The sequence below is a fragment of the Rhizobium lusitanum genome, from assembly GCF_014189535.1.
In the GTDB taxonomy this organism is placed as follows: Bacteria; Pseudomonadota; Alphaproteobacteria; order Rhizobiales; family Rhizobiaceae; genus Rhizobium; species Rhizobium lusitanum_C.
Genome location: NZ_CP050308.1, coordinates 1,500,165 through 1,526,371, shown reverse-complemented (window position 1 = coordinate 1,526,371; position 26,207 = coordinate 1,500,165). Strand labels below are relative to the sequence as shown.

General features: G+C 60.5%; 27 protein-coding genes and 2 pseudogenes. 23 read left to right on the top strand and 6 right to left on the bottom strand.

The features are described from left to right. Positions 1 to 136 precede the first annotated feature (136 nt). From HB780_RS21130 to HB780_RS21110, 5 genes are all read left to right on the top strand, one after another. Complete coding sequence (locus HB780_RS21130) at positions 137 to 757, top strand: HAD-IA family hydrolase (RefSeq protein WP_183697327.1); 621 nt, start codon at positions 137 to 139, stop codon at positions 755 to 757. Between the two features lie 103 nt (positions 758 to 860). Further along, the gene (locus HB780_RS21125) at positions 861 to 1,448 is read left to right on the top strand and encodes a 5-formyltetrahydrofolate cyclo-ligase (RefSeq protein WP_183696099.1); all 588 of its coding nucleotides are present in this window, start codon (positions 861 to 863) and stop codon (positions 1,446 to 1,448) included. A 2-nt stretch (positions 1,449 to 1,450) separates the two neighbouring features. Continuing rightward, positions 1,451 to 2,275 carry a TIGR00282 family metallophosphoesterase gene (locus tag HB780_RS21120; RefSeq protein ID WP_183696096.1) on the top strand — a complete coding sequence of 275 codons (825 nt, stop codon included), beginning with the start codon at positions 1,451 to 1,453 and terminating at the stop codon, positions 2,273 to 2,275. Between the two features lie 127 nt (positions 2,276 to 2,402). Beyond that, positions 2,403 to 3,245: an MBL fold metallo-hydrolase gene (locus HB780_RS21115; RefSeq protein ID WP_183696093.1), complete on the top strand. Its 843-nt coding sequence runs from the start codon at positions 2,403 to 2,405 to the stop codon at positions 3,243 to 3,245. A 144-nt stretch (positions 3,246 to 3,389) separates the two neighbouring features. After that, positions 3,390 to 4,136, top strand: a complete 747-nt coding sequence (locus tag HB780_RS21110; protein WP_183696090.1) for a YebC/PmpR family DNA-binding transcriptional regulator — start codon at positions 3,390 to 3,392, stop codon at positions 4,134 to 4,136. 125 nt (positions 4,137 to 4,261) lie between these two features. On the opposite strand, the pseudogene HB780_RS21105 reads toward HB780_RS21110, so the two are convergent. Beyond that, positions 4,262 to 5,259 (bottom strand): annotated as a pseudogene (locus tag HB780_RS21105) (LLM class flavin-dependent oxidoreductase). 193 nt (positions 5,260 to 5,452) lie between these two features. Here HB780_RS21105 and ruvC point away from each other — a divergent pair. The 8 genes and pseudogenes from ruvC to HB780_RS21065 all read left to right on the top strand — a co-directional run bounded on the left by ruvC (position 5,453) and on the right by HB780_RS21065 (position 10,519). Further along, a complete protein-coding gene (gene ruvC / locus HB780_RS21100) occupies positions 5,453 to 5,965 on the top strand; it encodes a crossover junction endodeoxyribonuclease RuvC (RefSeq protein WP_183696085.1) in 513 nt (170 codons plus the stop codon). A gap of 61 nt (positions 5,966 to 6,026) precedes the next feature. Next, positions 6,027 to 6,278, top strand: a complete 252-nt coding sequence (locus HB780_RS21095) for an AbrB/MazE/SpoVT family DNA-binding domain-containing protein (protein WP_183696083.1) — start codon at positions 6,027 to 6,029, stop codon at positions 6,276 to 6,278. Positions 6,279 to 6,280: 2 nt separating this feature from the next. Further along, a pseudogene (locus tag HB780_RS21090) lies at positions 6,281 to 6,693 on the top strand (type II toxin-antitoxin system VapC family toxin). A gap of 12 nt (positions 6,694 to 6,705) precedes the next feature. Continuing rightward, positions 6,706 to 7,320 carry a Holliday junction branch migration protein RuvA gene (ruvA, locus tag HB780_RS21085; protein ID WP_183696080.1) on the top strand — a complete coding sequence of 205 codons (615 nt, stop codon included), beginning with the start codon at positions 6,706 to 6,708 and terminating at the stop codon, positions 7,318 to 7,320. A gap of 164 nt (positions 7,321 to 7,484) precedes the next feature. Next, entirely contained in the window at positions 7,485 to 8,528 is a 1,044-nt protein-coding gene (gene ruvB / locus HB780_RS21080; RefSeq protein ID WP_183696077.1) for a Holliday junction branch migration DNA helicase RuvB, read from the top strand. Beyond that, complete coding sequence (locus tag HB780_RS21075; protein WP_183696074.1) at positions 8,525 to 9,445, top strand: metallophosphoesterase; 921 nt, start codon at positions 8,525 to 8,527, stop codon at positions 9,443 to 9,445. The genes ruvB and HB780_RS21075 overlap by 4 nt, the downstream gene beginning before the upstream one ends. Then, the gene (locus HB780_RS21070) at positions 9,432 to 9,941 is read left to right on the top strand and encodes an NUDIX hydrolase (protein ID WP_183696071.1); all 510 of its coding nucleotides are present in this window, start codon (positions 9,432 to 9,434) and stop codon (positions 9,939 to 9,941) included. Before HB780_RS21075 ends, HB780_RS21070 begins: the two co-directional genes overlap by 14 nt. Positions 9,942 to 9,955: 14 nt before the next feature. Next, entirely contained in the window at positions 9,956 to 10,519 is a 564-nt protein-coding gene (locus HB780_RS21065) for a DinB family protein (protein ID WP_183696068.1), read from the top strand. A gap of 46 nt (positions 10,520 to 10,565) precedes the next feature. Here HB780_RS21065 and bioB read toward each other — a convergent pair whose 3' ends face one another. The 5 genes from bioB to HB780_RS21040 all read right to left on the bottom strand — a co-directional run bounded on the left by bioB (position 10,566) and on the right by HB780_RS21040 (position 15,468). Next, entirely contained in the window at positions 10,566 to 11,552 is a 987-nt protein-coding gene (gene bioB, locus HB780_RS21060; protein WP_183696066.1) for a biotin synthase BioB, read from the bottom strand. Further along, positions 11,549 to 12,124: a biotin transporter BioY gene (locus HB780_RS21055; RefSeq protein WP_183696064.1), complete on the bottom strand. Its 576-nt coding sequence runs from the start codon at positions 12,122 to 12,124 to the stop codon at positions 11,549 to 11,551. The genes bioB and HB780_RS21055 overlap by 4 nt, the downstream gene beginning before the upstream one ends. A 343-nt stretch (positions 12,125 to 12,467) precedes the next feature. Further along, a complete protein-coding gene (locus HB780_RS21050) occupies positions 12,468 to 13,388 on the bottom strand; it encodes an NAD-dependent epimerase/dehydratase family protein (RefSeq protein WP_183696061.1) in 921 nt (306 codons plus the stop codon). After that, on the bottom strand, positions 13,385 to 14,248 hold the full coding sequence (locus HB780_RS21045) for a glycosyltransferase (RefSeq protein WP_183697324.1): 864 nt from the start codon (positions 14,246 to 14,248) through the stop codon (positions 13,385 to 13,387). Before HB780_RS21045 ends, HB780_RS21050 begins: the two co-directional genes overlap by 4 nt. Continuing rightward, complete coding sequence (locus tag HB780_RS21040) at positions 14,248 to 15,468, bottom strand: NAD-dependent epimerase/dehydratase family protein (protein ID WP_183696058.1); 1,221 nt, start codon at positions 15,466 to 15,468, stop codon at positions 14,248 to 14,250. The genes HB780_RS21045 and HB780_RS21040 overlap by 1 nt, the downstream gene beginning before the upstream one ends. 136 nt (positions 15,469 to 15,604) lie before the next feature. On the opposite strand from HB780_RS21040, the gene ybgC reads away from it, so the two are divergent. The 10 genes from ybgC (at position 15,605) to ftsH (ending at position 26,015) form a co-directional block, all read left to right on the top strand. After that, positions 15,605 to 16,054, top strand: a complete 450-nt coding sequence (gene ybgC, locus HB780_RS21035; RefSeq protein WP_183696055.1) for a tol-pal system-associated acyl-CoA thioesterase — start codon at positions 15,605 to 15,607, stop codon at positions 16,052 to 16,054. Between the two features lie 417 nt (positions 16,055 to 16,471). Continuing rightward, positions 16,472 to 17,194, top strand: a complete 723-nt coding sequence (gene tolQ, locus HB780_RS21030) for a protein TolQ (RefSeq protein WP_183696052.1) — start codon at positions 16,472 to 16,474, stop codon at positions 17,192 to 17,194. Between the two features lie 27 nt (positions 17,195 to 17,221). Then, positions 17,222 to 17,680 carry a protein TolR gene (tolR, locus tag HB780_RS21025; RefSeq protein ID WP_183696049.1) on the top strand — a complete coding sequence of 153 codons (459 nt, stop codon included), beginning with the start codon at positions 17,222 to 17,224 and terminating at the stop codon, positions 17,678 to 17,680. Between the two features lie 9 nt (positions 17,681 to 17,689). Then, on the top strand, positions 17,690 to 18,940 hold the full coding sequence (locus tag HB780_RS21020) for a hypothetical protein (protein WP_183696047.1): 1,251 nt from the start codon (positions 17,690 to 17,692) through the stop codon (positions 18,938 to 18,940). A 71-nt stretch (positions 18,941 to 19,011) separates the two neighbouring features. Beyond that, a complete protein-coding gene (locus HB780_RS21015) occupies positions 19,012 to 19,383 on the top strand; it encodes a TonB C-terminal domain-containing protein (RefSeq protein ID WP_183696045.1) in 372 nt (123 codons plus the stop codon). Between the two features lie 20 nt (positions 19,384 to 19,403). Beyond that, positions 19,404 to 20,708 carry a Tol-Pal system beta propeller repeat protein TolB gene (gene tolB / locus HB780_RS21010; RefSeq protein WP_183696042.1) on the top strand — a complete coding sequence of 435 codons (1,305 nt, stop codon included), beginning with the start codon at positions 19,404 to 19,406 and terminating at the stop codon, positions 20,706 to 20,708. A 155-nt stretch (positions 20,709 to 20,863) separates the two neighbouring features. Then, positions 20,864 to 21,397 carry a peptidoglycan-associated lipoprotein Pal gene (pal, locus tag HB780_RS21005; protein WP_183696039.1) on the top strand — a complete coding sequence of 178 codons (534 nt, stop codon included), beginning with the start codon at positions 20,864 to 20,866 and terminating at the stop codon, positions 21,395 to 21,397. A 159-nt stretch (positions 21,398 to 21,556) separates the two neighbouring features. Beyond that, on the top strand, positions 21,557 to 22,618 hold the full coding sequence (gene ybgF / locus HB780_RS21000) for a tol-pal system protein YbgF (protein WP_183696036.1): 1,062 nt from the start codon (positions 21,557 to 21,559) through the stop codon (positions 22,616 to 22,618). A gap of 5 nt (positions 22,619 to 22,623) precedes the next feature. Next, positions 22,624 to 23,946 carry a tRNA lysidine(34) synthetase TilS gene (gene tilS / locus HB780_RS20995; RefSeq protein ID WP_183696033.1) on the top strand — a complete coding sequence of 441 codons (1,323 nt, stop codon included), beginning with the start codon at positions 22,624 to 22,626 and terminating at the stop codon, positions 23,944 to 23,946. Between the two features lie 125 nt (positions 23,947 to 24,071). After that, positions 24,072 to 26,015, top strand: a complete 1,944-nt coding sequence (gene ftsH, locus HB780_RS20990; RefSeq protein WP_183696021.1) for an ATP-dependent zinc metalloprotease FtsH — start codon at positions 24,072 to 24,074, stop codon at positions 26,013 to 26,015. The last annotated feature ends 192 nt before the right edge of the window (positions 26,016 to 26,207 follow it).

Below are 26,207 nucleotides of genomic sequence, written 5' to 3'. Positions count from 1 at the left end.
CCGGTAGTTGGAAGAAAGACATCGTGAGCCGATCCCGGCTCGCCCTGACCGATCCCGCCAAACCGAGAGGGACTGCATTTTGTCCGCCGCACCGTCTTCCGTCTTCGATAAAAGCTATTCCGGTTTCCTGTTCGACATGGATGGCACGATCATCAACTCGATCGTGGCCGCCGAACGTGTCTGGGGCGATTGGGCGCGCAGCAAGGGGCTGGATGTAGAGAAATTCATGCCGACCATGCATGGTGCGCGTGGTGTCGACACGATCGGCAAGCTGAATCTCCCCGGCGTCGATCCGATCGCGGAGTCGGCGTTGATCATGGAGGCGGAAATCGCCGATCTGGAGGGTGTGGTGCCGTTGCCTGGCGCCATCGAATTCCTGGCTTCGCTGCCGCCTGACCGCTGGGCAATCGTCACCTCTTCGCCGCTCCGGCTTGCGCATGCCCGGCTTGCCGTCGCCGGTATTCCGGTTCCGCGCTTCATCGTGACTGCCGAAGACGTCAAGGTCGGCAAGCCCGATCCGCAGTGCTACATCCTCGGCGCCGAGCGCCTTGGCCTTCGCACATCCGATTGCCTGGTCTTCGAAGACGTCATGGCCGGCATCAAGGCCGGTGAAGCCGCCGGTGCCGATGTTGTGGTGATTACGGCGACGCATTCGCATCCTGTCGAGACACCACACCCGACGCTGCCGAACTATGAGAATGTTCGGGCGCATATCGAGGGGAACGGCCGGATGTCTGTGGTGCGCAAGGCTTCTTGACGCCTGTCGACCATCATACGATCCATCGTGTCGCTTTCGTGCATTGCATTGGGCCGCCGGCTCATTATGTTTTGCCGACATTGTCCCAATCCGCGAAAGCCTGATGACCCCAAAAGAGCTGAAAGCCCGATATCGCAACGAGCGCCTGGCGGCGCGCGATGCGATTCCGCCGGACGAACGTATCGAAAAGGAGCTGGCGATGCTCGCCCATGCTGGCGACGCGATTGAGGTCGAGCCGGGGACGATCGTGTCCGGCTTCCTGCCGATCCGGTCGGAGGCGGACATAAGGCCGCTGATGGCGCGGTTGCGGGAACGAGGCGCGCGGCTCTGCGTGCCGGTCATCCTCGACAAGCTCACCATTGTCTTTCGCGAACTCGTGCCCGGTGCGCCGCTGATCTCCAGTGGTTTCGGTACGGCGGGGCCGGGGCCTGAGGCTGCGGTTCTGGACCCTGAGGTGATGCTGGTGCCGCTCTCGGCTTTCGATAGCACCGGCCATCGCATCGGCTACGGCGCCGGCCACTACGACCGCGCCATCGACCGTTTGCATCAAAAAGGGTTGAATCCGCACCTGATCGGCATTGCATTCGACTGCCAGGAAGTGGCATCAGTACCGGCTGAGCCGCATGATGTCCGCCTAGGCGCGATTTTGACCGAGAGCGGACTCAATTTTGTTTCCGTGGAGATTGAATAGGAATGCGGCTGCTTTTTTTGGGTGACATGGTCGGAAAGACCGGACGCGTTGCGGTATGGGATCGCCTGCCGGGTCTGGTTTCTGATCTGAAGCTCGACTTCGTCATCGTCAATGGCGAGAACGCCGCCGGCGGCTTCGGCATCACCGAGGATATCTTCCTGGAAACGATCAATGCCGGCGCCGATGTGGTGACCACAGGCAATCACGTCTGGGATCAGAAGGAAGCGGTGGTTTTCTGCGACCGCCATGACCAGTTCCTGCGCCCGGCCAATTATCCAGCCGGCACGCCTGGTCGCGGTTCGAGCATCTATTATGCCCGCAACGGCGCCCGCGTGCTCGTCGCCAACATCATGGGCCGTGTCTTCATGCATCCCGAGCTGGACGATCCCTTCAAGTCGGCGGAAGCTATCCTTGCTGCCTGCCCGTTGAAGGAACAGGCGGATGCGATCATCTTCGATTTTCACGCCGAGGCGACCAGCGAGAAGCAGTGTTTCGGCCATTTCGTCGATGGCCGCGCCAGCTTCGTCGTCGGCACGCATACGCATGTGCCGACCGCCGACGCGCAGATCCTGAACGGCGGCACCGCTTATATGTCGGATGCCGGCATGTGCGGCGATTACGATTCGTCGCTGGGCATGGAGAAGGAAGAGCCACTCAACCGCTTCATCTCGAAAATGCCGAAGGGTCGTTTCGAGGCGGCCTCCGGCCCGGCCACCATCTGCGGTGTCGGCGTGGAGATTTCGGATGCAACGGGGCTTGCTGAAAAGATCGCGCCGCTGAGGCTTGGACCGCGTCTGGCCGAGACCATTCCGGAGTTCTGGCGCTAACGGCTGCCCAATCATTCATCGTCCGGCAGCAATGACGCGATTGTGAGCAATCCTCATCGGATTGCCGCTGGACCTGCCTCAAGCCATGCCGCATCCTCCCCGCTTCCGTGAGGCTTGAGGGGGTGGCATGATCTTGCGATTTCCTGTCTTCGCCGTGGCCTTCCTGCTGACCTTGGCGGGTTGGAGTGTTGCTGACGCCCAGGAAAGACCTTCCCGCCCTCAACCCAGCCAATGCCAGGCGATCGCGCAGTCGCTGCCGAAGGCAACATTCGCTAGTTTTTCCGGTCCCGGTCCGACGCTCGCCAACAATCCCGTCAACGGCGACGTCAGAATCACCTTCCTCGGTCACGCCACCTTCTTCATCGAAACGCCCGGCGGTGTCTCGATCGCGACCGATTTCAGCGGCACCTATCCGCCACCCTACACGCCGACCGCAGTCGCGATGAACAAGGCCCATCCGACGCATTACACGCTGATGCCGGACCCGGCGATCAGGCATGTGCTGCATGGCTGGAGCGATGTGCCCGGCGAGCCGGCAAAGGTCAATGTGACAGTCGGCGACACGCTGATCCGCAACGTGGTGACCGACATCCGCTCATGGTCCGGTGGTATCGAGCCCAACGGCAATTCCATCTTCATCTTCGAAGTGGCCGGCCTTTGCATCGGCCATCTGGGACACCTGCACTTCGAGCTCAACGACAAGCAATATGCCGAGATCGGCCGGCTCGATGTCGTCATGGTGCCGGTCGACGGTGGGCTGACCATGGGCGCGGACAGCATGAGCCGTGTGGTGAAGCGGCTACGCTCCTCGCTTATCCTGCCGATGCATCGCTGGGGGCCGCCGGTCGATCAATTCCTGGCTCTTTTCGGCCCGGAGTTTGACATCGGCTATGCGCCTGGCGCGACGACCACGGTGTCGTTGAAGACCCTGCCGCGCAAGCCGTTGATCTACGTGCTGAAGGGGCTTTGAGCCGATCGGTATAGTGCTTTCACCGGGCATATTTGCGTTCGATCACAGTGGGTGAGCCGTCCTTGCGGGCTTTTTGCTTGAATGAAGGCGGCTTCGCTCTTATAAGGCGGCCCATTCCCAACAAAAGACGTGAACAGGGGTGCCATGGCTGGCCATTCACAGTTTAAAAACATCATGCATCGCAAGGGTCGTCAGGACTCGGTGCGTTCGAAAATGTTCTCCAAGCTGGCGCGTGAAATCACCGTCGCCGCCAAGGGGGGGCTGCCTGATCCTAGCATGAACTCCCGCTTGCGCCTGGCGATCCAGAACGCCAAGGCGCAGTCGCTGCCGAAGGACGTTATCGAGCGCGCCATCAAGAAGGCGTCCGGCAATGACGCGGAAAACTACGAGGAAGTGCGCTACGAAGGCTATGGCCCCGGTGGCACGGCGATCATCGTCGAGGCGCTGACCGACAACCGTAACCGTACGGCCTCCAACGTCCGTTCGACCTTCGCCAAGGCTGGCGGCGCGCTTGGCGAAACCGGCTCCGTCTCCTTCTCCTTCGATCATGTCGGTGAGATCACCTACAAATCCGCAGTCGGCGATGCCGACAAGGTCATGGAAGCAGCGATCGAAGCTGGCGCCGATGATGTCGAGAGCGACGAGGAAGGCCACAGCATCATCTGCGGCTTCGAAGCGATGAACGAAGTTGCCAAGGCACTGGAAGCGACGCTCGGCGAAGCTGAAACCGTCAAAGTGATCTGGCGTGCCCAGAACAATGTGCCGGTCGATGAAGAAAAGGCGCAGTCGCTGATGCGGCTCATCGACAGCCTGGAAGACGACGACGACGTGCAGAACGTCTACTCGAACTTCGAAGTCTCCGAAGAGGTCATGGCCAAGCTTTCGGCTTGATCTACCCTCCCCTTGATGGGGAGGGTCGGACCGAAGGTCCGGGGTGGGGTGATCTTCTGCGGATACCGAGCGTCACCCCCCACCCGTGCGTTCCGCGCGACCTCCCCCAATCAAGGAGGAGGTGGTTACGCTGCCTTCTGGAAGCTCGGCAACGCGGCGAACAGCTCCACCGACTTCAGTCGTGCCTCGATGTCGTGGACTGGCATCGAGATGATGACCTCGTTGGCTTCCGTATCCTTGATGAATTGCGAGAGCTTGGCCTCGGCAGTCGCGGGCGAGCCGACGACGGCGTAGCGCAGCGTGTGCTCGACGTTCAGCTTTTCCATCGGCGTCCAGAAATCGTCCATGTCCTTGCGCGGACGCGGGAAGGGGCGCGGACGTTGCGGCGCAGATTGACGAACTGCTGCTCGGCGGAGGTAAAGTGATATTGCGCTTCCTCGTCCGTATCTGCCATCGAACCCATGACGCCGACCATGACATAGGGTTTGTCGAGGGTTGCCGACGGCGTGAAGCGGTCGCGGTAGATGGCGACAGCGTCGAGCAGCGCTTCCGGAGCGAAATGCGAGGCAAAGGCATAGGGCAGGCCGAGCATGGCAGCGAGATGGGCGCTGTAGTGGCTGGATCCGAGCAGCCAGATCGGGATATTGGCGCCGTTGCCGGGCACGGCGAGGATCGATTGGTTCTCGTCGGCGGGGCTGAAGAGATGTTGCAGCTCGATGATATCGTTCGGGAAGCTCTGGGCGCCGGCGTCGAGATTACGTCGCAGTGCCTGGGCGGTGCGCATATCCGTGCCCGGCGCGCGACCAAGGCCCAGATCGACGCGACCGGGGAACAGGGCTTCCAGCGTACCGAACTGCTCGGCGATCACCAGCGGCGCATGGTTCGGCAGCATGACGCCGCCCGAGCCGATGCGGATGCGCGAGGTCGCGGCTCCGACATGGCCGATTACGACCGCCGTGGCGGCGCTGGCGACACCGGGCATGCCGTGATGCTCGGCCAGCCAGAATCGCGTGTAGCCAAGCTCCTCCGCCTTCTGTGCCATCCTTTTGGAGCCTTCAAAGGATTGGCTGACAGTGCTGCCTTCGGCAACGGGCGAAAGATCGAGGATAGAAAAGGGAACCATGGCAAGAGACCTGCGTGGTGAAAGGGAGGAGTGATGCTTCCCATGTAGGAGTGCGGACGCGTCAATCCAAACCCTATTCGGCATTTTCCTCATCGCGCCTTGAAGACGGTGGAAATGGGCAATCACCAATGGTTTGTTTTTGTTTTGTTCACATTTTGCTGGCACATCTGACCCTCGAAAGATAGGTTGACCCATGCAAAACACGATTCGCATCATCGGCATTGATCCGGGCCTGCGCCGCACGGGCTGGGGCGTCATCGACACGCTTGGCAATTCCTTGCGCTTCGTCGCTTCGGGAACGGTGACCTCGGATGGCGACATGGATCTCGCCTCCCGTCTTTGCCAACTTCACGACGGACTTGCCGATATCGTCCATAGCTACAAGCCGGATGAAGCCGCCGTCGAACAGACCTTCGTCAACAAGGATGCGGTGGCGACGCTGAAGCTCGGCCAGGCGCGCGGCATCGCCATGCTGGTGCCGGCGCGCGCTGGGTTGCCGGTTGCCGAATATGCGCCGAATGCGGTGAAGAAAGCGGTCATCGGTGTCGGCCATGGCGAGAAGCGTCAGATCCACATGATGCTGAAGATCCTGATGCCGAAAGCGGAATTCAAAGGCGATGACGCGGCCGATGCGCTCGCCATCGCTATTTGTCACGCCCATAATCGCGGCGCCAACCGGATGCGACAGGCGGCATTGGCGGGGTAGTTTGTTCTTTACTTGTTCTCATGGTAATGATAATTCTTACCGCGACATCTGGAGAGCAAGAATGCGCGTTACATCCAAAGGGCAGGTGACCATTCCCCGCGATTTGCGCGAGTTGGCCGGCATAGAGATCAACAGCGAAGTCATATTTTCCGTCGAGGACGGAAAGCTGGTTGTTTCGCCCAAGAACGGTAAGCGAGAGATCGAAGATCGGCAGCGGCTCGATCGGTTCATGGCCACTCTCAAACGCCTGGAAGGTACCGGCGATCAGGATATCGATGCCGACGCGTTGATGTCGATGACGCGTGACCGGTAATCATGGTCACGATCGTCGATACGAATGTGCTGGTTGATTTGGCTATACCCGGTTCAGCTTGGCATGGTTGGTCCAGTGGACAGGTTTTTTCTGCTTTCAAGCAGGGGCCGGTCGTTATCAATCCCATCATCTATGCGGAATTCTCGGTGCGTTACAGCAGCATGGATCGCGTGGACGAGCTATTGCCGCAAAGCGAATTTCGCCGGGAGAGCCTGCCCTGGTCGGCAGCATTTGCGCGGCGGCGGCCTTTAGGGTCTACCGTCAGGCTGGTGGCGGGAGAGAGCGCATCCTTCCTGATTTTCTGATTGGCGCGCATGCTGCCGTGCGCGGCTATTCCATACTGACGCGAGATCCTAAGGGTTATCGTTCCTACTTTCCTTTGCTTGACCTCATCACTCCCGAAACCCATCCCTGACGGACATCATTCATGATCGGCAAGCTGAAAGGCACTATCGAAGAGATTGGCGAGGACTACGCGCTCGTGGACGTGCATGGCGTCTGCTACGTCGCCTATTGCTCGGCGCGGACACTGTCGAAGCTCGGCTCGGTCGGCGAGGCCTGTATTCTCTTCATCGAGACCTATGTCCGTGAAGATCAGATCCGGCTTTTCGGCTTCATGGCGGTGCTCGAGCGGGAATGGTTCAACCTTCTGCAGACCGTGCAGGGTGTCGGCGCCAAGGTGGCGTTGGCGCTGCTGTCGACGCTGACGCCGTCGGAACTTGCCAATGCCATTGCGCTGCAGGACCGCATGTCGGTGTCGCGAGCGCCGGGCGTCGGGCCAAAAGTGGCGATGCGGATTGTCACCGAACTGAAAAACAAGGTGCCGGCCTTTGCCGGTGAGGCGACGAATATTGGCCTCAAGCAGGACCTGGGCGAGGGTGTCGCCTCGGCACCCGTATCCGATGCCGTCTCGGCGCTCACCAATCTCGGTTATTCCCGTGAGCAGGCCGCGAATGCCATCGCGGCCGCGATGAAGGTGGCCGGAGACGAGGCCGATAGCGCCAAGCTGATCCGGCTGGGCTTGAGGGAACTGTCGCGGTGATTCTTTGCACCTGTTGCCATTCCTTACTATTGTCTCAAAGTAAGGGGATCGACTCGTGACGCTCTTCCGCAGAACGATGATCACGGAGGGGTAGATCATGGCGCCGTCGTCGTGACCCTCGATACCAAAGCCGCGAAACGCATACCGGGAATGGAACGTCTGACATGAGTGAAGCCGCGCGTCTGATATCGCCGGAAAAGCGGGGCGAAGACCTGGATGTGACGCTCAGGCCGCAATCGCTGGACGAATTCACCGGCCAGGCGGATGCCCGCGCCAATCTCAAGGTCTTCATCGAAGCCGCCAAGGGGCGTGGCGAGGCGCTGGATCATGTGCTGTTCGTCGGCCCACCCGGCCTCGGCAAGACGACGCTGGCGCAGATCATGGCCAAGGAACTCGGCGTCAATTTTCGCTCGACCTCTGGCCCTGTCATTGCCAAGGCCGGCGATCTCGCGGCTCTTCTGACCAACCTTGAAGAGCGCGATGTGCTCTTCATCGATGAAATCCATCGTCTCAGTCCGGCAGTCGAGGAAATCCTCTATCCGGCCATGGAGGATTTCCAGCTCGACCTGATTATCGGCGAAGGCCCGGCCGCGCGCTCAGTCAAGATCGATCTGGCGAAATTCACGCTGGTCGCTGCCACCACCCGTCTCGGCCTGCTGACGACGCCGCTGCGCGATCGTTTCGGTATTCCGGTCCGTTTGAGTTTCTACACGGTCGAGGAGCTGGAGCTGATCGTCAGGCGCGGTGCGCGATTGATGGGGCTTGGTATCACCGAAGAGGGTGCGCGTGAGATTGCCAGGCGCGCTCGCGGCACGCCGCGCATCGCCGGCCGCCTGTTGCGCCGCGTGCGCGATTTTGCCGAGGTCGCCAAGGCCGAGGCGGTGACCCGCGAGATCGCCGATGAGGCGCTGACACGATTACTGGTCGACAATGTCGGCTTCGATCAGCTCGACAAGCGCTATCTCAACATGATCGCCGTCAATTTCGGCGGTGGCCCGGTCGGTATCGAAACCATCGCCGCGGGCCTTTCCGAACCGCGCGACGCGATCGAGGATATTATCGAACCCTATATGATCCAGCAGGGTTTTATCCAGCGCACGCCGCGTGGTCGCGTACTGACGGCGATCGCCTGGAAACATCTTGATATGCAGCCGCCGAAGGACCTGGAAGCGGCGCAGTTCGGGCTGTTCCAGGGAGATGCTGAGTGATCAGCCGTCGCGGTTTCCTGAAGCTTTTCGGCGGGAGCGTCGCCGGGCTGATGGCGCTTGGCGGCTATGCCTTCGGATATGAGCCGGTCGTCCGTCTGAGCGTGACCCGCTATCAGCTGACGCCGCCCGGCTGGACGCCGGGGCTGAAAATGAGGATCGTCGTACTGACCGATTTTCATGCGTGCGAGCCCTGGATGACAGCTGATCGCATCGCTTCCATCTGTACCCATGCCAACGGCCTCGGCGGCGATCTGATCGTCCTGCTCGGAGATTATACGTCGGGAACGGATCTGATCACCGCTCGTGTGGACCATCATATCTGGGCGGCAGAGCTGGCGGGCTTGAACGCGCCGCTCGGGGTGCATGCCATCATCGGCAACCACGACTGGTGGCATGATGCAGCCGCTCAAAAGAGCGGCTACGGCCCGACCTTCAGCCACAAGGCCTTGGCCGATGTTGGAATTCCAGTCTATTCCAATCGCGCGGCTCGCCTGGAAAAAGATGGGCACGGTTTTTGGCTGGCGGGTCTCGAAGACCAGTTAGCTTTGCGCCGGAGCGTCCGCTGGAAGCGCCCGGTGACAAAGGGGCTCGATGATCTCAATGGCACGCTGGCGCAGATCAATGACGACGCGCCTGTCATCCTGCTGGCGCATGAGCCCGATGTTTTCCCGACGGTGCCGTCGCGTGTGTCGTTGACCTTGTCTGGTCATACGCATGGCGGGCAGATCCGGATTCTCGGCTGGTCGCCTTATCTGCCGTCGCGGTATGGCGATAGATATCTGTATGGCCATATCATTGAAGGGCAGCGTCATCTTATCGTCTCCGGCGGCCTCGGCTGTTCCGTAGCGCCGGTTCGTTTTGGCGTGCCGCCGGAAATCGTCGTGATCGATCTGGGTGAGGGCAATGCCGAAACGTAAGCTCATCAGGCTGAACGCCGGTCAATCCCGGTTTCAGATGCGCATTGCTGGCCTTGGCTTTCGCGATGGATATGTGCTCGTCCATCGCGCCGAGCATGAGCCGTTCTGGACCTTTCCGGGTGGCCGTGCCGAGATTGGCGAGACGTCGGAGGAGACGTTGCGGCGGGAGATGGTCGAGGAGCTGGGCGTCGAGGTAACGGTCGGGCGACTGCTCTGGATGGTGGAGAATTTCTTCCATTATGAGCAGCGCGATTGGCACGAACTGGGGCTCTATTATCTGATGGATATCCCGCAAAGTTTCCCGTTCCACCCTGAGGAGATCGTCCACCGCATCGAAGATGGCGGCAACCATCTCGAATTCAAATGGGTGCGGGCGACGAAAGAGGCGCTGGTCGCACTCGATATTCCTCCCTATTTCATTGCAGACGAGATCGAGAACCTGCCGTTGGCGCCGCGTCATCTGGTCTGGCGGGATGGCGATCTGGACAAAGCCTAGAGGGGGAGTGCCGAATGTCCGCTTTCGATCCGACCCGCGTCTTCCGCAAGCTGGCCTATAACAATGCCTTGGCGAACGCCCGGCTGTATCGGGCCTGCGCGGCGCTTCAGCCCGGCGAATTCGAGGCGAAACGTGTCAGTTTCTTTCCCTCGATCAAGGCGACGCTCAATCATATCCTGATCGTCGACTGGTTTTACGTCGATGCGCTGGAAGGCGGCACGCTCGGCATGAAGGCTTTCGAGGTCGACGATCCGTTCGACACGCTCGAAGCTCTGTCGGTCGAGCAGGGTAGCGTCGACCGGCGGCTTGTCACTGTTTGCGAGACACTCGATCCCGATGCGCTGGCAAGGGTGATCGACCTTCATCGCGGCAATCGCATCCAGCGGGAGCGTGCCGAGGACGTGCTCAGCCATCTTTTCCAGCACCGGACCCATCATCGTGGCCAGGTGCATGCCATGCTAGCCGGCAGCAGCGTCGCCCCGCCGCAACTGGATGAATTCATCGTTGCCGATGATGCCAGGTTTCGCGGCGAGGAATTGGCAGAGCTTGGCTGGGACGAAGCGACGCTGATGCGCTAGTCGCCTTGCCGTCGATAAGTTCTTCTTCTTGGTTACTTCCCTTTGCTCACGCCGCGGAAGCGGAAACGTGGCCGCATTCCAGCTCCCCGATTGCGGCGAAGAGTTCGGCGTCTTCGCCAATGCCGGCATTGGGCGTCGTCAGCAGCGTATCGCCATAGAAGACCGAGTTGGCGCCTGCGACAAGACACAGGATCTGTGCTTCGCGATTGAGGTTCGACCGGCCGGCTGAAAGCCGTACCATCGAGGCCGGCATGACGAGGCGGGCCGTGGCTACCATACGCACGAGCTCCAGCGGATCTATCGCCGGCCGCTTTGCCAGAGGCGTGCCCTCGACGGGAACAAGCGCGTTGATCGGCACGCTTTCAGGGTGCGGCTCCATTCTCGCAAGGATATGCAGCATCGAGGCACGGTCGCGGATCGTCTCGCCCATGCCGATAATGCCGCCACAACACAGGTCGATGCCGAAGGAGCGCACCGTTGCCAGCGTATCCAGGCGGTCCTGATAGGTGCGCGTCGTGATGATCTGCCCGTAGAATTCCGGGCTGGTGTCGAGATTGTGGTTGTAGGCGGTGAGGCCGGCGGCGGCGAGCCGTTCGGCCTGGTGGGGTTTCAGCATGCCGAGCGTGACGCAAGCTTCCATGCCGAGTGCGCGGACGCCCTCGACCATCGAGAGGACGGCATCGAACTCGCGGCCGTCGCGGACCTGGCGCCAGGCCGCGCCCATGCAGAAGCGTTCGACTCCTGCCGCCTTGGCGGTCGCCGCCATTGCCACCACGCTTTCAGGATCCATCAGCCTGTCGCGGGTCAGATCGACCTCGCGATGATGCGCCGATTGTGGGCAATAGGCGCAATCTTCCGGGCAGCCGCCGGTCTTGATGGACAGCAGGCTGGCCTTCTGAACCTTGTTTGGGTCGTGATGCATGCGGTGCACGGCATTGGCCCGACCGACCAGCTCCAGCAAAGGCAGATTATGGAGGACGACAATTTCGTCGATACCCCAGTCATGCCGGATCGTCCCGTCCGCCGCCATCATGAGCGTTTACCCCGAAACTGCGTGAACACTGCCGGCAACATCGCTCCACCCGCTGCGACAAGACCGATTTTTGCGAGGTCGCCAAGCAGGAACGGAATGACGCCGACGCTCAGCAGGCGGTCAAGTGGCACGAAGGCTGCGAGCCATGCCGCGCCGAGCGCATAGACGGTCACGAGCCCCGCAAGCATTGCGCCCATGCGTCCGAGGGCGCCTTTGCCAAGCGCCAGCGTGCCGACCAGCCAGGAAGCCACGAGATAACCGGCAAGATAGCCGCCTGTCGGTCCGGCCATATAGGCAAGCCCGATGCCGCGCTCCGGCGAGCCGGAGAAGACGGGCAGCCCTGCGGCTCCGGCTGCGAGATAGGTCAGGAAAATTGCAACGGCGATGCGCGGCCCAAAGGCGACTGCGAAGGCCATGACCGCAAGCGTATGCAGGGTCATGGGCACGGGCCAGAACGGAATCTGTGTCTTGGCGGCAATCGTCATCAGCGCCGCGCCGGCAATGATTGTCAGCGCGGTTCGCACGGGAGATGTAAGTCGGCTTTCGATGGGGCGGGCGGTGGGGTGGGTCATGCTGTCGCTCCTCTGCATAAATTATAGATAATATTGCGATTCTATCGCTAAAATAATCTACAAAATCGAGACGATGGCAATAGCAGGTCAGGAAAAATCTATATTGAGGCGGAAAATGGCAAGTGGCGCACTGAGATTCGAAGGTGCTCTGTTGTTTCGATGGGCCTCTACTCGAGGCGCCCAAACAGCTATTTTGCTCCGAATGTGCTGCAAAATCTCCGAAATCGGGTGAAAATCACGACCAGATGGCAAGAGCGTTTGCCGATCCCCGTGACGTTCAACTGTTATTGCTTTTTTATAGATAACTTTTCCAGAGCTTCACGCTGGCCTTGGCGCGCTGATCTCACAAGCCGGAGGCGCTGAAAGAAGCATGCTGCTGCGGAGCGGTTTTCGCCAGGTTCTCTATGGCTTCTTTCAGCAGAGCTGCGCCGCCGCCGCGCCAGCCGAGTGCACGGATTTTCGATGTGTCCATCTCACTAACGACACCCCGCGGAGCCGGGGCGGGCAGGGCATGCGGACAGCCAGTTGTCCTTTGCAGATGCCCGAGAATCTCATGCGTGTCGGTCAGGACGTCGGAGAGATTGAAAGCCCGGCCATCGACGCGGCTGGTCTCGGTCTCCAGCAGCAGGCGGACGGCGCGGCCGAGATCGCGGCCATGGACTTCGGTTCCGGCGCGGGAGGCAACGGGCTTCCCGGCAAGATAATCGGCGAAGAGCTCATCCCATTTGTTTGGACGGAGGTCGCCATAGACGCCGGTGGCTCTGAGGCTTGCCGTCGCAAAGCCCGGGGCGGCGAGCGAGAAGAGTGCATGCTCGGCATCGCGCTTTACTTCGCCATAAAGCGTGTTCGGCGCCGGTTCGTTTGCCTCCGTCAGCACCTCGCCGGCCGGCCGGTCGCCATAGACGGCGCGTGATGACAGAAAGATGCAGCGGCGGATGCCGGCCTGCTTTGCTGTCTCGAACAGCTTGACGGTGCCGTCCAGATTGAGCCGGCGAAAACCTTCGGCGTCATTACCCTCACCGCCGCGATATTTGCCGGGGACATGGCTGAAAGCCGCATGAACGAAGAAATAGGCGTCGTCGAACGCATCGCTTTGATTTTCAGCTGGATCAAGGCTCAGCGGTACGAAGGTGACGGGCTGTGCAAAGAGACCGGGTTGTGGTGGCTGGCGACCACCGACGGCAACGTGGTATCCGGCGGAAAGCAGTTCTTCGACGATATAGCGGCCGACAAGACCTGTTCCGCCCGATACCAGGACTTTCATGCGGCCACTTCCGGATTGGCAAAGGTGGCGATGTCGGGCACGTCGCGACCGGCATGGAACTCGTGCCACAGATCGATCAGTGGTTTCAGTCTGTCGGCCTTCGGGTGGTTCTCTTCCCAAGGCTTCTCATATTGGTAATGCAGGATCGAAATGCTGCTCCAGTCCCAAAGCGCGGGCATGGTGAACCACACATATTGCAGCATGTTCATGAAGACCGGCAGGCCATGCCAGTCCGGAAAGAAGGTCTCGAGAAAGGTCTGGTCGGTGCGCCGCCAGAAGATATCGGGGCTGTCGAGCAGCGTCAGCATGTCCTTGAAGGTTGCGAGCGAAGGCTTGGCGACGAAGACGCCGGAGTTCATCCGGTGAAAATCGGCCAGACTCTCATAGACATTCGGCGCGGCGGAGAATTCCGGATAGTCGAAGAGCTTGTCGACATTCTTCAGCACCAGCGCATCCGCGTCGATGAAGACGCAGGTGTCGTAGTCGATGAGCTGCCAGAGCCGAAGCTTGCAGAAATTATCGAGCGGCGAGTGGAAGGACGGCTTGCGACCCTTGGTGAAGGGCGCATTGGCGTGGAGATTGCCGCGTGCGTGGCGCTCGTTGAATTCGTCGGAAAGAGGTAGATGGTCCGCCTCCACCAGCCGGCACCCGAGTTCTTCCAGCGGCACCAGGTCGCTTTCACCGACGCCGGCTGTGTGCAGTATGACTATGTCCGCCCTGGTGCCGGTGCGCGTAATCGAGCGCGCCAGTGCCAGCGCACCCATGGCGTAATCGGCGTTGGTGACGAGCGTGACGAAGGCTTGCCGCGACCGTGATCTGGCGCGCGGCCGCACCCCCTGCAGCTGTTCGCTTCCGAACATCATGAGACGGACTTCAATCGCTTGCCTTCGGGATCGTGATTGACCGTCGTCGCGAGGTCCTTGGTCCAGGCGGAAACGGCCGGGACGCGCGAGCGGTCGACGCGATAGGCGTATTTCCGGGCGACATCGACGATCTCGCTGAGCAGTCCCGCCTGCAAGGTGGTCGGCGCCAGGCCGAGATCGAGGAACTTGTCGTTCTTGACGATCAGGTCGTTTTCCGGCGCTTCCTTGCGCGGGTTGGGCAGGCGGACGATCTCCGCGCCGCTCATCTTGGCGATCATCTCGGCGAGATCGCGGACGCGATGCGTCTCCGTCATCTGGTTGAAGATTTCGACGCGGGCATTGCGCGGCGGCGGGTTCTTCAGCGCCAGCTCGATGCAGCGCACCGAATCCTGGATATGGATGAAGGCGCGGGTCTGGCCGCCGGTGCCGTGCACCGTCAGCGGATAGCCGATCGCAGCCTGGATGAGGAAGCGGTTCAGTACGGTGCCGTAGTCACCGTCATAGTCGAAGCGGTTGATCAATTGTTCGTGACGGCGTGTCTGTTCCGTATGCGTGCCCCAGACGATGCCCTGATGCAGGTCGGTGATCCGAAGCCCGTCGTTCTTGGCGTAGAACTGGAAGAGAAGCTGATCCAGGCACTTGGTCATATGGTAGATCGAGCCCGGATTGGCTGGATAGAGGATTTCCTGGCTGACGGAGCGGCCATCAGCCGTTTCGATGCCGACCGGCAGGTAGCCTTCCGGAATGGCGGCGCCGACGGTCGAATAGCCGTAAACGCCCATGGTGCCCAAATGGACGAGATGGGCGTCGAGGTTGAGCTCGACCAGCGCATTCAGCAGATTGTGCGTGGCGCTGACATTGTTGTTGACCGTATAATTCTTGTGACGGTCGCTCTTCATCGAATAGGGGGCGGCGCGCTGCTCGGCGAAGTGCACGATGGCATCCGGGCGATGTTCGGCCAGCCACTTCTTCAAAAGTTCATAGTCCTTGGCAAGGTCGATGAGGTTGAAGTGGATGCGGCGGCCGGTCTCGGCGTGCCAGATGCGGGTGCGCTCCTGGATCGAATCCATCGGGGTCAGTGATTGCACGCCAAGCTCGGTGTCGATCCAGCGGCGGGAGAGGTTGTCGAGAATATGGACCTCATGACCGGCATCGGAGAGATGCAGCGAGGTGGGCCAACCAATAAAACCGTCGCCGCCCATTACCGCTATTTTCATGAGATCGTTCCTTCTGCATCGTTCGCTATCCGGCACCATCCCGGATAGTCAGAATCTGTGACAATTGTTCAAAGCTTGCTTGATGGCAGAACTTCGGCCAAAGAGAGCCCGATAATTTTTTGGAGAAGCGGCAACGATGAACAGCCCCTTTCTGATTGCCGGGGAACTGGAAGCCGGTAGCCACCGGCTGGTGCAGCGAGTCTATTACGAGGATACGGATTTTTCCGGCCTCGTCTATCACGCGCGCTATCTACATTTCCTCGAACGCGGCCGCACGGACTATCTGCGCTGCCTCGGCGTGGAGCAGCGCGAGCTTCTCAATGCCGACGAAGAAGGGCTTGTTTTCGTCGTCCATCGCATGGAGATCGACTTCAAGGGGCCGGCGCGGATGGACGATATTCTGACGATCCACACCACGGCCGAGAAGGCTGGCGGCGCCAAGATGGTGCTTTCGCAGGAAATTCGGCGCGATGATACGCTGCTGATCGTCGCCAAGGTCATCATTGCCGTGATCAATGCCAAGGGGCGGCCGCGACGGCTACCGGAGACGTTGGCAGCGCAGATGCTGGTGGCGGCTGCGGTCTAGTGTCGCATTAGCGTTTGCTTGCGGATTTTTGAGGCGTTATGCGGGTCAATGTTGCGGTGCCCAAAAGCCTTCTTGCTTAAACATGAGTTTTGTGTGAAGGAATTGCCGCGCGCAAGATCTGTTTGCGTCTGCCGCCGGCATCGCCCGGTCAGTTCTTTCCAGGAGCTAGAATAGCCTTCACTGTTAAATCTTTCATGTTTCGACGCTAACATTCTTTTAACCATAATAGTGTCTTACTGATCGCGTCAGAGTTTGTGCGGTGCACGCCTTCCTTTGACCAAATTTGACGGCAAGAAGGCAGTATAGCTTGGAAGGCTTGACCAGGGCGTTCAGCGGCGGCTGCCAAACAATTCTTGTGAGATCACTTTTAGCCGCCCGGTCTAGCACCGGGCGTTTGGATTCGGGGATTTTGGATCAATGGAACAAGTAGCATTGGCCGCGGCCACCACACCGGACATCACGCTCTGGTCACTCTTCATGCAGGCGGGCCTGGTGGTCAAGCTTGTCATGTTGGGTCTGCTCGCAGCGTCCGTATGGACCTGGGCGATCGTCATCGACAAATATCTGAGCTTTGCCCGGGCACGTCGGCAGTTCGATCATTTCGAACAGGTCTTCTGGTCTGGCCAGTCGCTCGAGGAACTCTACCGCACGCTTTCGGAGCGCACCAATACCGGCCTCAGCGCCATCTTCGTCGCCGCCATGCGCGAATGGAAGAAGTCGTTCGAGCGCGGCGCACGGTCGCCGATCGGCCTGCAGATGCGTATCGACCGCGCCATGGACGTGACGCTGGCGCGTGAATCGGAACATCTGGGCGCCCGCCTCGGATCGCTGGCGACCATCGGCTCGGCCGGTCCGTTTATCGGTCTGTTCGGTACGGTCGTCGGTATCATGACCTCGTTCCAGGCGATCGCCGGTTCGAAGTCGACCAATCTCGCGGTCGTCGCTCCGGGTATCGCCGAAGCTTTGCTCGCAACCGCCATCGGTCTTGTCGCCGCTATTCCTGCGGTTATCGCCTACAACAAGTTTTCTGCCGATGCCGGCAAGCTGTCGGGGCGCATGGAAGGCTTCGCGGACGAATTCTCCGCCATCCTGTCGCGCCAGATCGACGAGAAGCTGCAGCCTCGCCAGGCTGCGCAGTAAAGCACAGACGGAACCGGAGTAACTCACATGGGAATGTCTGTTGGAGGCAATGGTGGCGGCGGTGGCCGCCGGGGCAGCCGTCGTGGCGGCGGCCGGGGCGGCCCGATCTCCGAAATCAACGTGACGCCGCTCGTCGACGTTATGCTCGTGCTTTTGATCATCTTCATGGTGGCGGCACCGATGATGACGTCGGGCGTACCGATCGACCTGCCGCAAACGCAGGCTGGCGCGCTCAACGCCCAGACCCAGCCGATCACCATCTCGATCAAGGCCGACGGCCAGGTCTTTATCGGAGAATCGGAGATTCAGGCGACCGACATCGCGGCCAAGCTGCAAGCGATCGCCACGACCGGCTACAGTGAACGCATCTTCGTGAAGGGCGACTCGAAAGCGCCCTACGGCGTCATCGCCGATGTTATGTCACGCATTCAGGAGGCCGGTTACAAGAACATCGGCCTGGTCACGCAGCAGGCAACGGATCACTGACGGATCGACATGAAGCGCAGTCTCGTCACATCGGCGGTTTTTCATATCCTGGTGCTGGTCGGCGCCATGCTGACGCTTAGCGCGCCGGCTCCGCTGGAGACGCCGGAAAGTACGGCGATGGATGTCGACATCGTGACGGCAGAGCAGCTCCAGCAGGGTGAGAAGAAGGCGCCGGTGACGGATCACGTCTCCCGCAAGCAGACCACGAAGCAGGATCAGGTCGCCAACGCTCAGAATACTGGCGAGAACAACGTCGATATCAAAAACCCGGTCGTGCCGACGCAACGGCCGGAGAGCGACACGGCGGCTCTGGCACCGAAGAAGGTGGATACGCCCGTTCCGCAGGACGATCCGCGGCCGAATGATGCCAAGACGATCGAGCAGAAGGACACCGAAGCCGCGCCGAAGGAAGTGGCTGCCGTTCCGCAGCAGAAGCCGGAGGTGACGCCCACTCCGACACCGAAGATCGACCCGACGCCGAAGGCCGATGCAACGCCGACACCGCCGCCGACCGAACAGCCGACGCAGCAGGCTGAAATCCAGTTACCGAACAATGTTCCTGTACCGGATATAAAGCCGCAGCCGACGCCACCGAAGACCGCCGAGCAAAAGCCTGAAGTCAAGCCGGTGCCCAAGCCGGATGTGAAGGTGGCCGACGCCAAACCGACGGACAAGACGACGACTCAGAGTACCAGCAAGACCACGTCGGCTGATGATGGTAAAAAGGACAGCGATAAGAAGCGCGAGTCCGCCAAGAGCGCCAAGTCGGGCGCCAGTGATTTCGACGCCGATGATATCTCGGCGATGCTGAACAATACCTCGTCGAAGGGCGGCGCGAAGCGCTCGTCTCAGCAGGCTTCCGCCGGCGCCGATACCCAGGTCGCCTCGCGCGGCGGCATGAAATCGCTCGGCGGCGGCAAGCTCAGCCAGAGCCAGAAGGACGGTTTACGCGATCTGATCGGTAAGAACTGGAATGTCATCCCCGGCATGGAAGGGGCGAGCGATGTCACGATCAAGGTTCATGTTCGTCTCGACAAGTCAGGACAGATTATCGGCGCACCAGAAGTTTCCGTCAGCGGCGGCCCGGCTACGACGCAGCAAGCGCTAAGGGGCGCGGCCGAGCGTGCGGTGCTGAAAAGCCGCGACGATCTGCAAAAGGAAGTGAACGCCGGAGGATTGTTGCCGCCGGAAAAATATGATGGCGCGGACGGCTGGAACGAGCTGGTGCTCAACTTCGATCCGAGAGACTTGGGGTTGTGATGCGGGAAGTGCGGCTTTTGACGAACCACTGTCCCCGTATCGGTTTGCCCCTGCTTGTGGCACTGGGGATTATGCTGGCAGGTTCCGCGTCGATGCTTCCTGCAAATGCCGCTTCTGGCTCGCTTCAGCTTGAGCGTGGAGCGGCGGACGGTATTCGCCAGAAGGTCATGGAAAACTGGAATGTCATGCCTGGTCTACCTGGCATGAAGGACGTTCACATTCAGATCCGTTTGAGGCTTGATCGTAACGGGCAGATCGTGGGCGAGCCGCATGCCACCGCACGCGGTGGTCCAAAGAAGACCCAAATTGCTATGGCGGCAAGCGCTATGCGCGCCGTCCTCAGGGCGGCACCCTTCGGGAATTTGCCGCAGACTCAATTCGACAATGCAACTAGCTCGGTCGAAGTCATTATCAACTTCGAAACCGGCAACATGGCGCTTTAATGCTGAAAGGCTTGGCACATATGATCAGAAACTCCCTCGTCCGTCTCCTGCTGGTACTGGCAGGCTTGACGGCAGCGCTCGCCACCCCGGCATACGCCGTGGTCGAGCTCAACATCAACAAGGGCAATGTCCAGCCCATGCCGATCGCCATTACCGATCTGCTATCGAATGATGGTCTCGGGGCGCAGATTTCGGGCGTGATTGCCGCCGACCTGCAGCGGTCTGGCCTGTTCGCGCCGGTCAACAAGCAGGCCTTCATCGAGAAGATCACCAACCCGGACTCGACGCCGCGCTTCCCGGACTGGACGGCGATCAATGCCCAGGCATTGGTGACCGGCCGCGTGACGCAGGACGGGGGCCGCCTTCGCGCGGAGTTTCGTCTGTGGGATACTTTTGGCAACAGCCAGATGCTCGGCCAGCAATTCTATGCCCAGCCGGACAACTGGCGCCGTGTCGCCCATATCATCGCCGATGCGATCTATGAGAAGATAACCGGCGAGAAGGGCTATTTCGATACCCGCGTCGTCTTCGTTGCTGAAAGCGGTCCGAAGACTGCCCGCAAGACGCAGCTCGCCATCATGGATCAGGACGGCGCCAATGTCCGCATGCTGACCAATGGCAGCGACCTGGTGCTGACGCCACGCTTCTCGCCAAGCCGGCAGGAAGTGACCTACATGTCTTTCGCCAACCAGCAGCCGCGTGTCTATCTGCTGCAGTTGCAGACGGGCCAGCGCGAAATCGTCGGCAACTTCCCCGGCATGACCTTCTCGCCGCGCTTCTCGCCGGATGGCCAGCGGGTGATCATGAGCCTGCAGCAGGAAGGCAATGCCAACATCTATACGATGGATCTGCGTTCGCGCACCACGACGCGCCTGACTTCGACGGCGGCCATTGATACTTCGCCGTCCTATTCGCCGGACGGCACCCAGGTCGCCTTCGAAAGCGACCGCGGCGGCAAGCAGCAGATCTACGTGATGAATGCCGATGGTTCCAATCAGCGCCGTATCTCGTTTGGTGACGGATCTTATTCGACGCCGGTCTGGTCGCCGCGCGGCGATCTCATCGCCTTCACCAAGCAGTCGGGCGGGAGCTTCTCGATCGGCGTGATGAAGACGGACGGCTCGGGCGAACGCCTGTTGACCACTGGCTTCCACAATGAAGGCCCGACATGGGCGCCGAATGGCCGCGTTGTCATGTTCTTCCGCGAACCAGCCGGCTCCAGCGGCCCGCAGCTCTATTCGATCGATCTGACCGGTTACAACGAGCAGAAGATCCCGACTCCGGGCTTCGCTTCCGATCCGGCCTGGTCGCCGCTTCTCGAATAGGGAAGGCGCGCGCCACGTTATCGCCGCAAAGTCCTGTGACTTGACCAGTTAAGGACAATTTTAAGACAGTATTAACCATACTTGTTGAAATCGGATTAACCGCATCCGGTTACAGTCTGGCAACCCTGATAGAGATGTTTAAGGAGAGACCGGCCATGAGCCGCATCGCTACCCCGGCCCTTGGCCACATGCAGACCCTTGCACGCAACCCGATCATGATCGCGCTTTTCGTCGGCCTTTCGCTGGCTGGCTGCGCCTCCAAGAAGGGCCTGCCGAACGATGCCAACGGCCTCGGCCTCAACGGCGCCGGCAATGCCACCCCGGGCTCGGCGCAGGACTTCACGGTCAACGTCGGCGACCGCATCTTCTTCGACACCGACAGCACGTCGATCCGTTCTGACGCTTCCCAGACGCTCGATCGCCAGGCTCAGTGGCTCGCCCGTTATCCGAATTACGCAATCACCGTCGAAGGCCATGCCGACGAACGCGGTACGCGCGAATATAACCTGGCGCTCGGCGCACGTCGTGCTGCCGCTACCAAGGACTATCTCGCTTCGCGTGGCGTTCCGGCTCAGCGCATGAAGACGATCTCCTACGGCAAGGAACGCCCGGTCGCGACCTGCGACGATATTTCCTGCTGGTCGCAGAACCGTCGTGCTGTCACCGTGCTCAACGGCGCTGGTTCCTGATAGCCGAAATTCCGCTCAAAACGTGCAAAGGCGGCCCCCGTGGTCGCCTTTACTTTTTTGACCACACTTTGGCCGAACTCCGTTGCTTTTTGAGAGTAATTGTAAAAATCTCCTGTGTTGTGCCCAAGGCGCGAAGAATCAATGGAACAGGATAGATCCATGAGAAAACTTGTTGTGGCGAGCTTGCTTTGCCTCGCTGCTGTTGTCGGTAGTGAGCGTGATGCCTCGGCCCTTTCGCTTTTCGGACTGCACCTAGGCGGTCGTGGCGCTTCCGAGCAGGCTGCCCCAAGCAATGCCGCTCGTCAGAGCCAGGTCGAACAAGCGCCTGTCATCAACGTCCAGAGCAGCAATGCGGAAGTCCGCTTGCAGCAACTCGAGGACCAGATGCGCCAGTTGAACGGCCGCGTCGAGGAAATGAGCTATCAGTTGCTGCAGATGCAGGAGCAGATGCGCAAGACGCAGGAAGACAATGAGTTTCGATTCCAGCAGCTTGAAAAGCGCGGCGGTGGTAGCGGCAGCAACAGCAGCGGCGGTTCAAGCAATCCCCCTGCTGGCGGCGCGACGACTGGCGGCTCGATGAAGAAGAGCGAGGCCGATGTTCCGGCCCAGGCGCCGGCTGGCGGTCAGCAGGATGACATCGCCGGCGTCATTGGCGATTCCGGTAGCGATATGCCGGCCACGGCTCAACAGGGCAGTGGTTCCGGCAAGCCGCCGACCCAGCTCGGCTCTATCCAGATGGATCAGAACGGCAAGCAGGTCGGTGCGACGGCGTCGCGTGCCAATAACGGCTCCGGTGCACCGCCGAGCGCAGGTTCGGGGACGCAGACGGCTTCGCTCGGTAGCGAGAACGATGAATACAAGGCTGCCTATGGCCACGTCCTGTCCGGCGACTACAGTGTCGCCGAACAGGAGTTCCGTCAGTATATCGACAGCTACCCGAGCAGCGGCCGTTCGGCGGATGCCAACTTCTGGCTTGGCGAAGCGCTCTATTCGCAGGGCAAGTTCAATGATGCCGCCAAGACTTTCCTGAATGCGCATCAGAAATACGGCACCTCCGAGAAGGCGCCGGAAATACTGCTGAAGCTCGGCATGTCGCTTGCTGCCCTTGATAACAAGGATACCGCCTGCGCGACGCTGCGCGAAGTGACCAAGCGTTATCCGAAGGCTTCGAAGGCCGTTTCCAATAAGGTGGCCAGCGAACAAAAGCGTCTTGCCTGCTGATCCCCATGTCTCTTGACGCTGTGACCGGCGCTGCCAAAGCGCAAATGCCCGAAGCCGCAGCGGCTGATTTCATTCATTCCCTTTTCAAGCCCGCACATATTCTGGTCGCTATTTCCGGCGGCAGTGATTCCACCGGCCTCCTGGCCGCTCTTGCAGAGCATCTGAAATCCCTTCCGAATTCCGGCGTAACCCTGTCCGCGGCGACGATCGATCATGGCCTGCGCGCAGAAGCCGCCGATGAAGCGCGCGAGGTCGCCGCTTTGTGTGCCTCGCTCGGAATTCCGCATGTCATTCGTCGATGGCAGGGGGAGAAGCCGAAGAACGGTATCATGGCCGCCGCCCGCGAAGCGCGCTATGGACTGCTTGCCGATATCGCAGCCGAAATCTCGGCCAATGTCATCGTCACCGCCCACACAATCGACGATCAGCGCGAGACGCTGGCCATGCGTACGGCGCGCCTGAACGAAGGCGAGGTCGGGGCGGGTACGGGCATTGCCGACGCGGTGCTTTTCGACCGGCGCATCTGGATTGTCAGGCCGCTTCTTGGCTGCCGTCGCGCAGATATCCGCGCCTATCTCGACGGACGCGGCATGCCCTGGCTGGATGACCCAAGCAACGAGGATGTCCGGTATGAACGCGTGCGCACGCGTAAACATCTGTCGCTGGAGCCCGCGCTGTTGTCCTTGCCGGACGCAAGTACTGCCCGCGCGGCGCTCTCGGCCGACGCTGCTGCGTGGCTGGAGGCGTATGTTGCGGTTCATGCGGGCGCCCTCTGCGCCATCAGCCGAGCAGCGCTCGCCGCCGATGAGGCGGTGATCGCCTATGCAATCCCCTATCTCGCCGCCGTCTTCGGTGGAGAGCCCTATGGGCCTGGTCGCGAACGGATGCGCCGCATCCTGGATTTCATCGCCGAGGGTAGGCCGGGTCGGCGCACTGCGGGCGGCGTCGTCTTTGACCTGCGCCGGGACGGACTTTATCTCATGCGCGAGAGCCGTGATATCCGGCCGCTGGTGCTTGCCGCCGGAGCCGATGGTATCTGGGATGGCCGCTTCCGGATCGTCAATCACGAAGCTGCCGCCATTCGTGTTGAGGCTGCGGGGGCAACGGGCGCGATGGAGTTTCCTGAAGGGTTGCCGAAAGGCGCCGTGCAGCGCGCGCGCGCGGTTTTGCCTAAAGCAGTCGTGGGTGACGAGGGCGCTGCCGCGTCAGTCACGACTGCGCCTTATCTGGCGCCCTTCGACCGCTTTTTGACACGATTCAATCTCACATTCGCCAATCGGTTAGCGGCTTGCCTCGACCGCGAACCCTATGTGCCGCCGCCGCTTTGAGACTTATTGACGGAATAACGCATCTGTCGGTGTGGTTTGCCTTGGCAACGGCTTGGCGCAACCCTATGTTAGGGATCAAGTAATGCCGCCGTCCAACGGTGGAAGTTTCAGTGCTGGGGAGTTCGATGAACCCTAATTTTCGTAATTTCGCTCTATGGGCAATCATAGCTTTGCTGTTGATTGCCCTGTTTAGTATGTTCCAGAACGCGCCGGCACAAACAGGCTCCAGGGAAATTCCATATTCGCAATTCCTCCGGGAAGTTGACTCCGGCCGCGTCCGCGACGTCACCGTCACCGGCAATCGCGTCGCCGGCAGCTATGTCGAGAATGGCACACCCTTCCAGACCTATGCTCCGGTCGTGGATGACAGCCTGCTTGATCGTCTGCAAACAAAGAACGTCAACATTGTCGGCCGTCCGGAATCGGATGGGTCCTCGAGCTTCCTGAGCTATCTCGGCACTTTGCTGCCGATGCTTCTGATCCTCGGTGTCTGGCTGTTCTTCATGCGGCAGATGCAGGGTGGCTCGCGCGGCGCGATGGGCTTCGGCAAGTCCAAGGCAAAGCTTCTGACCGAAGCGCATGGCCGCGTGACCTTCGATGATGTCGCCGGTGTCGATGAAGCCAAGCAGGACTTGGAAGAAATCGTCGAATTCCTGCGCGATCCGCAGAAGTTCCAGCGTCTTGGTGGCCGTATTCCACGCGGCGTTCTTCTGGTTGGCCCTCCCGGCACCGGTAAGACGCTTCTGGCGCGCGCCATTGCCGGCGAAGCCAATGTGCCGTTCTTCACCATTTCCGGTTCCGACTTCGTGGAAATGTTCGTCGGTGTCGGCGCAAGCCGCGTCCGCGACATGTTCGAGCAGGCGAAGAAGAATGCGCCCTGCATCATCTTCATCGACGAAATCGACGCCGTCGGCCGCCATCGTGGCGCCGGTCTTGGCGGCGGTAACGACGAGCGCGAGCAGACGCTGAACCAGTTGCTGGTTGAGATGGACGGTTTCGAGGCCAATGAGGGCATCATCCTCATCGCCGCCACCAACCGCCCTGACGTTCTCGACCCGGCGCTCCTGCGTCCAGGCCGCTTCGACCGCCAGGTCGTTGTGCCGAACCCCGATATCGTCGGCCGCGAGCGCATCCTCAAGGTGCATGCCCGCAACGTTCCGCTGGCTCCGAACGTCGATCTGAAGACGCTTGCCCGCGGTACGCCCGGCTTCTCTGGTGCCGATCTGATGAACCTCGTCAACGAAGCCGCCCTGATGGCCGCCCGTCGCAACAAGCGCGTGGTCACCATGCAGGAATTCGAAGACGCCAAGGACAAGATCATGATGGGCGCCGAGCGCCGCTCTTCGGCGATGACCGAGGCGGAAAAGAAGCTCACCGCTTATCACGAAGCTGGTCATGCGATCACGGCGCTGCATGTTGCGCTTGCCGATCCGTTGCACAAGGCGACCATCATTCCGCGCGGTCGTGCGCTCGGCATGGTCATGCAGCTCCCCGAAGGCGACCGCTACTCGATGAGCTACAAGTGGATGGTGTCGCGCCTCTGCATCATGATGGGCGGCCGCGTCGCGGAAGAGCTGACCTTCGGCAAGGAGAACATCACCTCCGGCGCGTCCTCGGATATCGAACAGGCTACCAAGCTTGCCCGTGCCATGGTCACGCAGTGGGGCTTCTCCGACGAACTCGGCCTGGTTGCCTATGGCGAGAACCAGCAGGAAGTCTTCCTCGGCCACTCCGTTTCGCAGTCGAAGAACGTCTCGGAAGCGACCGCACAGACGATTGACACCGAGGTGCGCCGCCTGATCGATCAGGCCTATCGTCAGGCCAAGGATATCCTTACCGAACAGCATGACGGGTTTGTGGCGATCGCCGAAGGCCTGCTCGAATACGAAACGCTGAGCGGCGAAGAGATCAAGGCGCTTATTCGCGGTGAAAAGCCTGCCCGCGATCTCGGTGACGACACGCCGCCGAGCCGTGGTTCGGCAGTGCCGAAAACCGGCGCAAAGAAGGACGGCTCGCTGGGCGCCAAGGGCGAAGAGCCCGAGGGCGGTTTCGAACCGCAGCCGCACTAAGCAATAGAGGCGATTGAGCCTAAACGAAGAGGCCAGCTCCCCTGCAAACGGGAACTGGCCTTTTTTAATGCTTTTTAACGGTAACGCGGTGTAATAGGCATTCTCGGTAATTTAAGTGCCGAGTTTTGCAATCTGTGGCATGAGCCTCAAGCATCGATGTTCGCGCCGCCCATGGACTTCACGGGAGCTGGA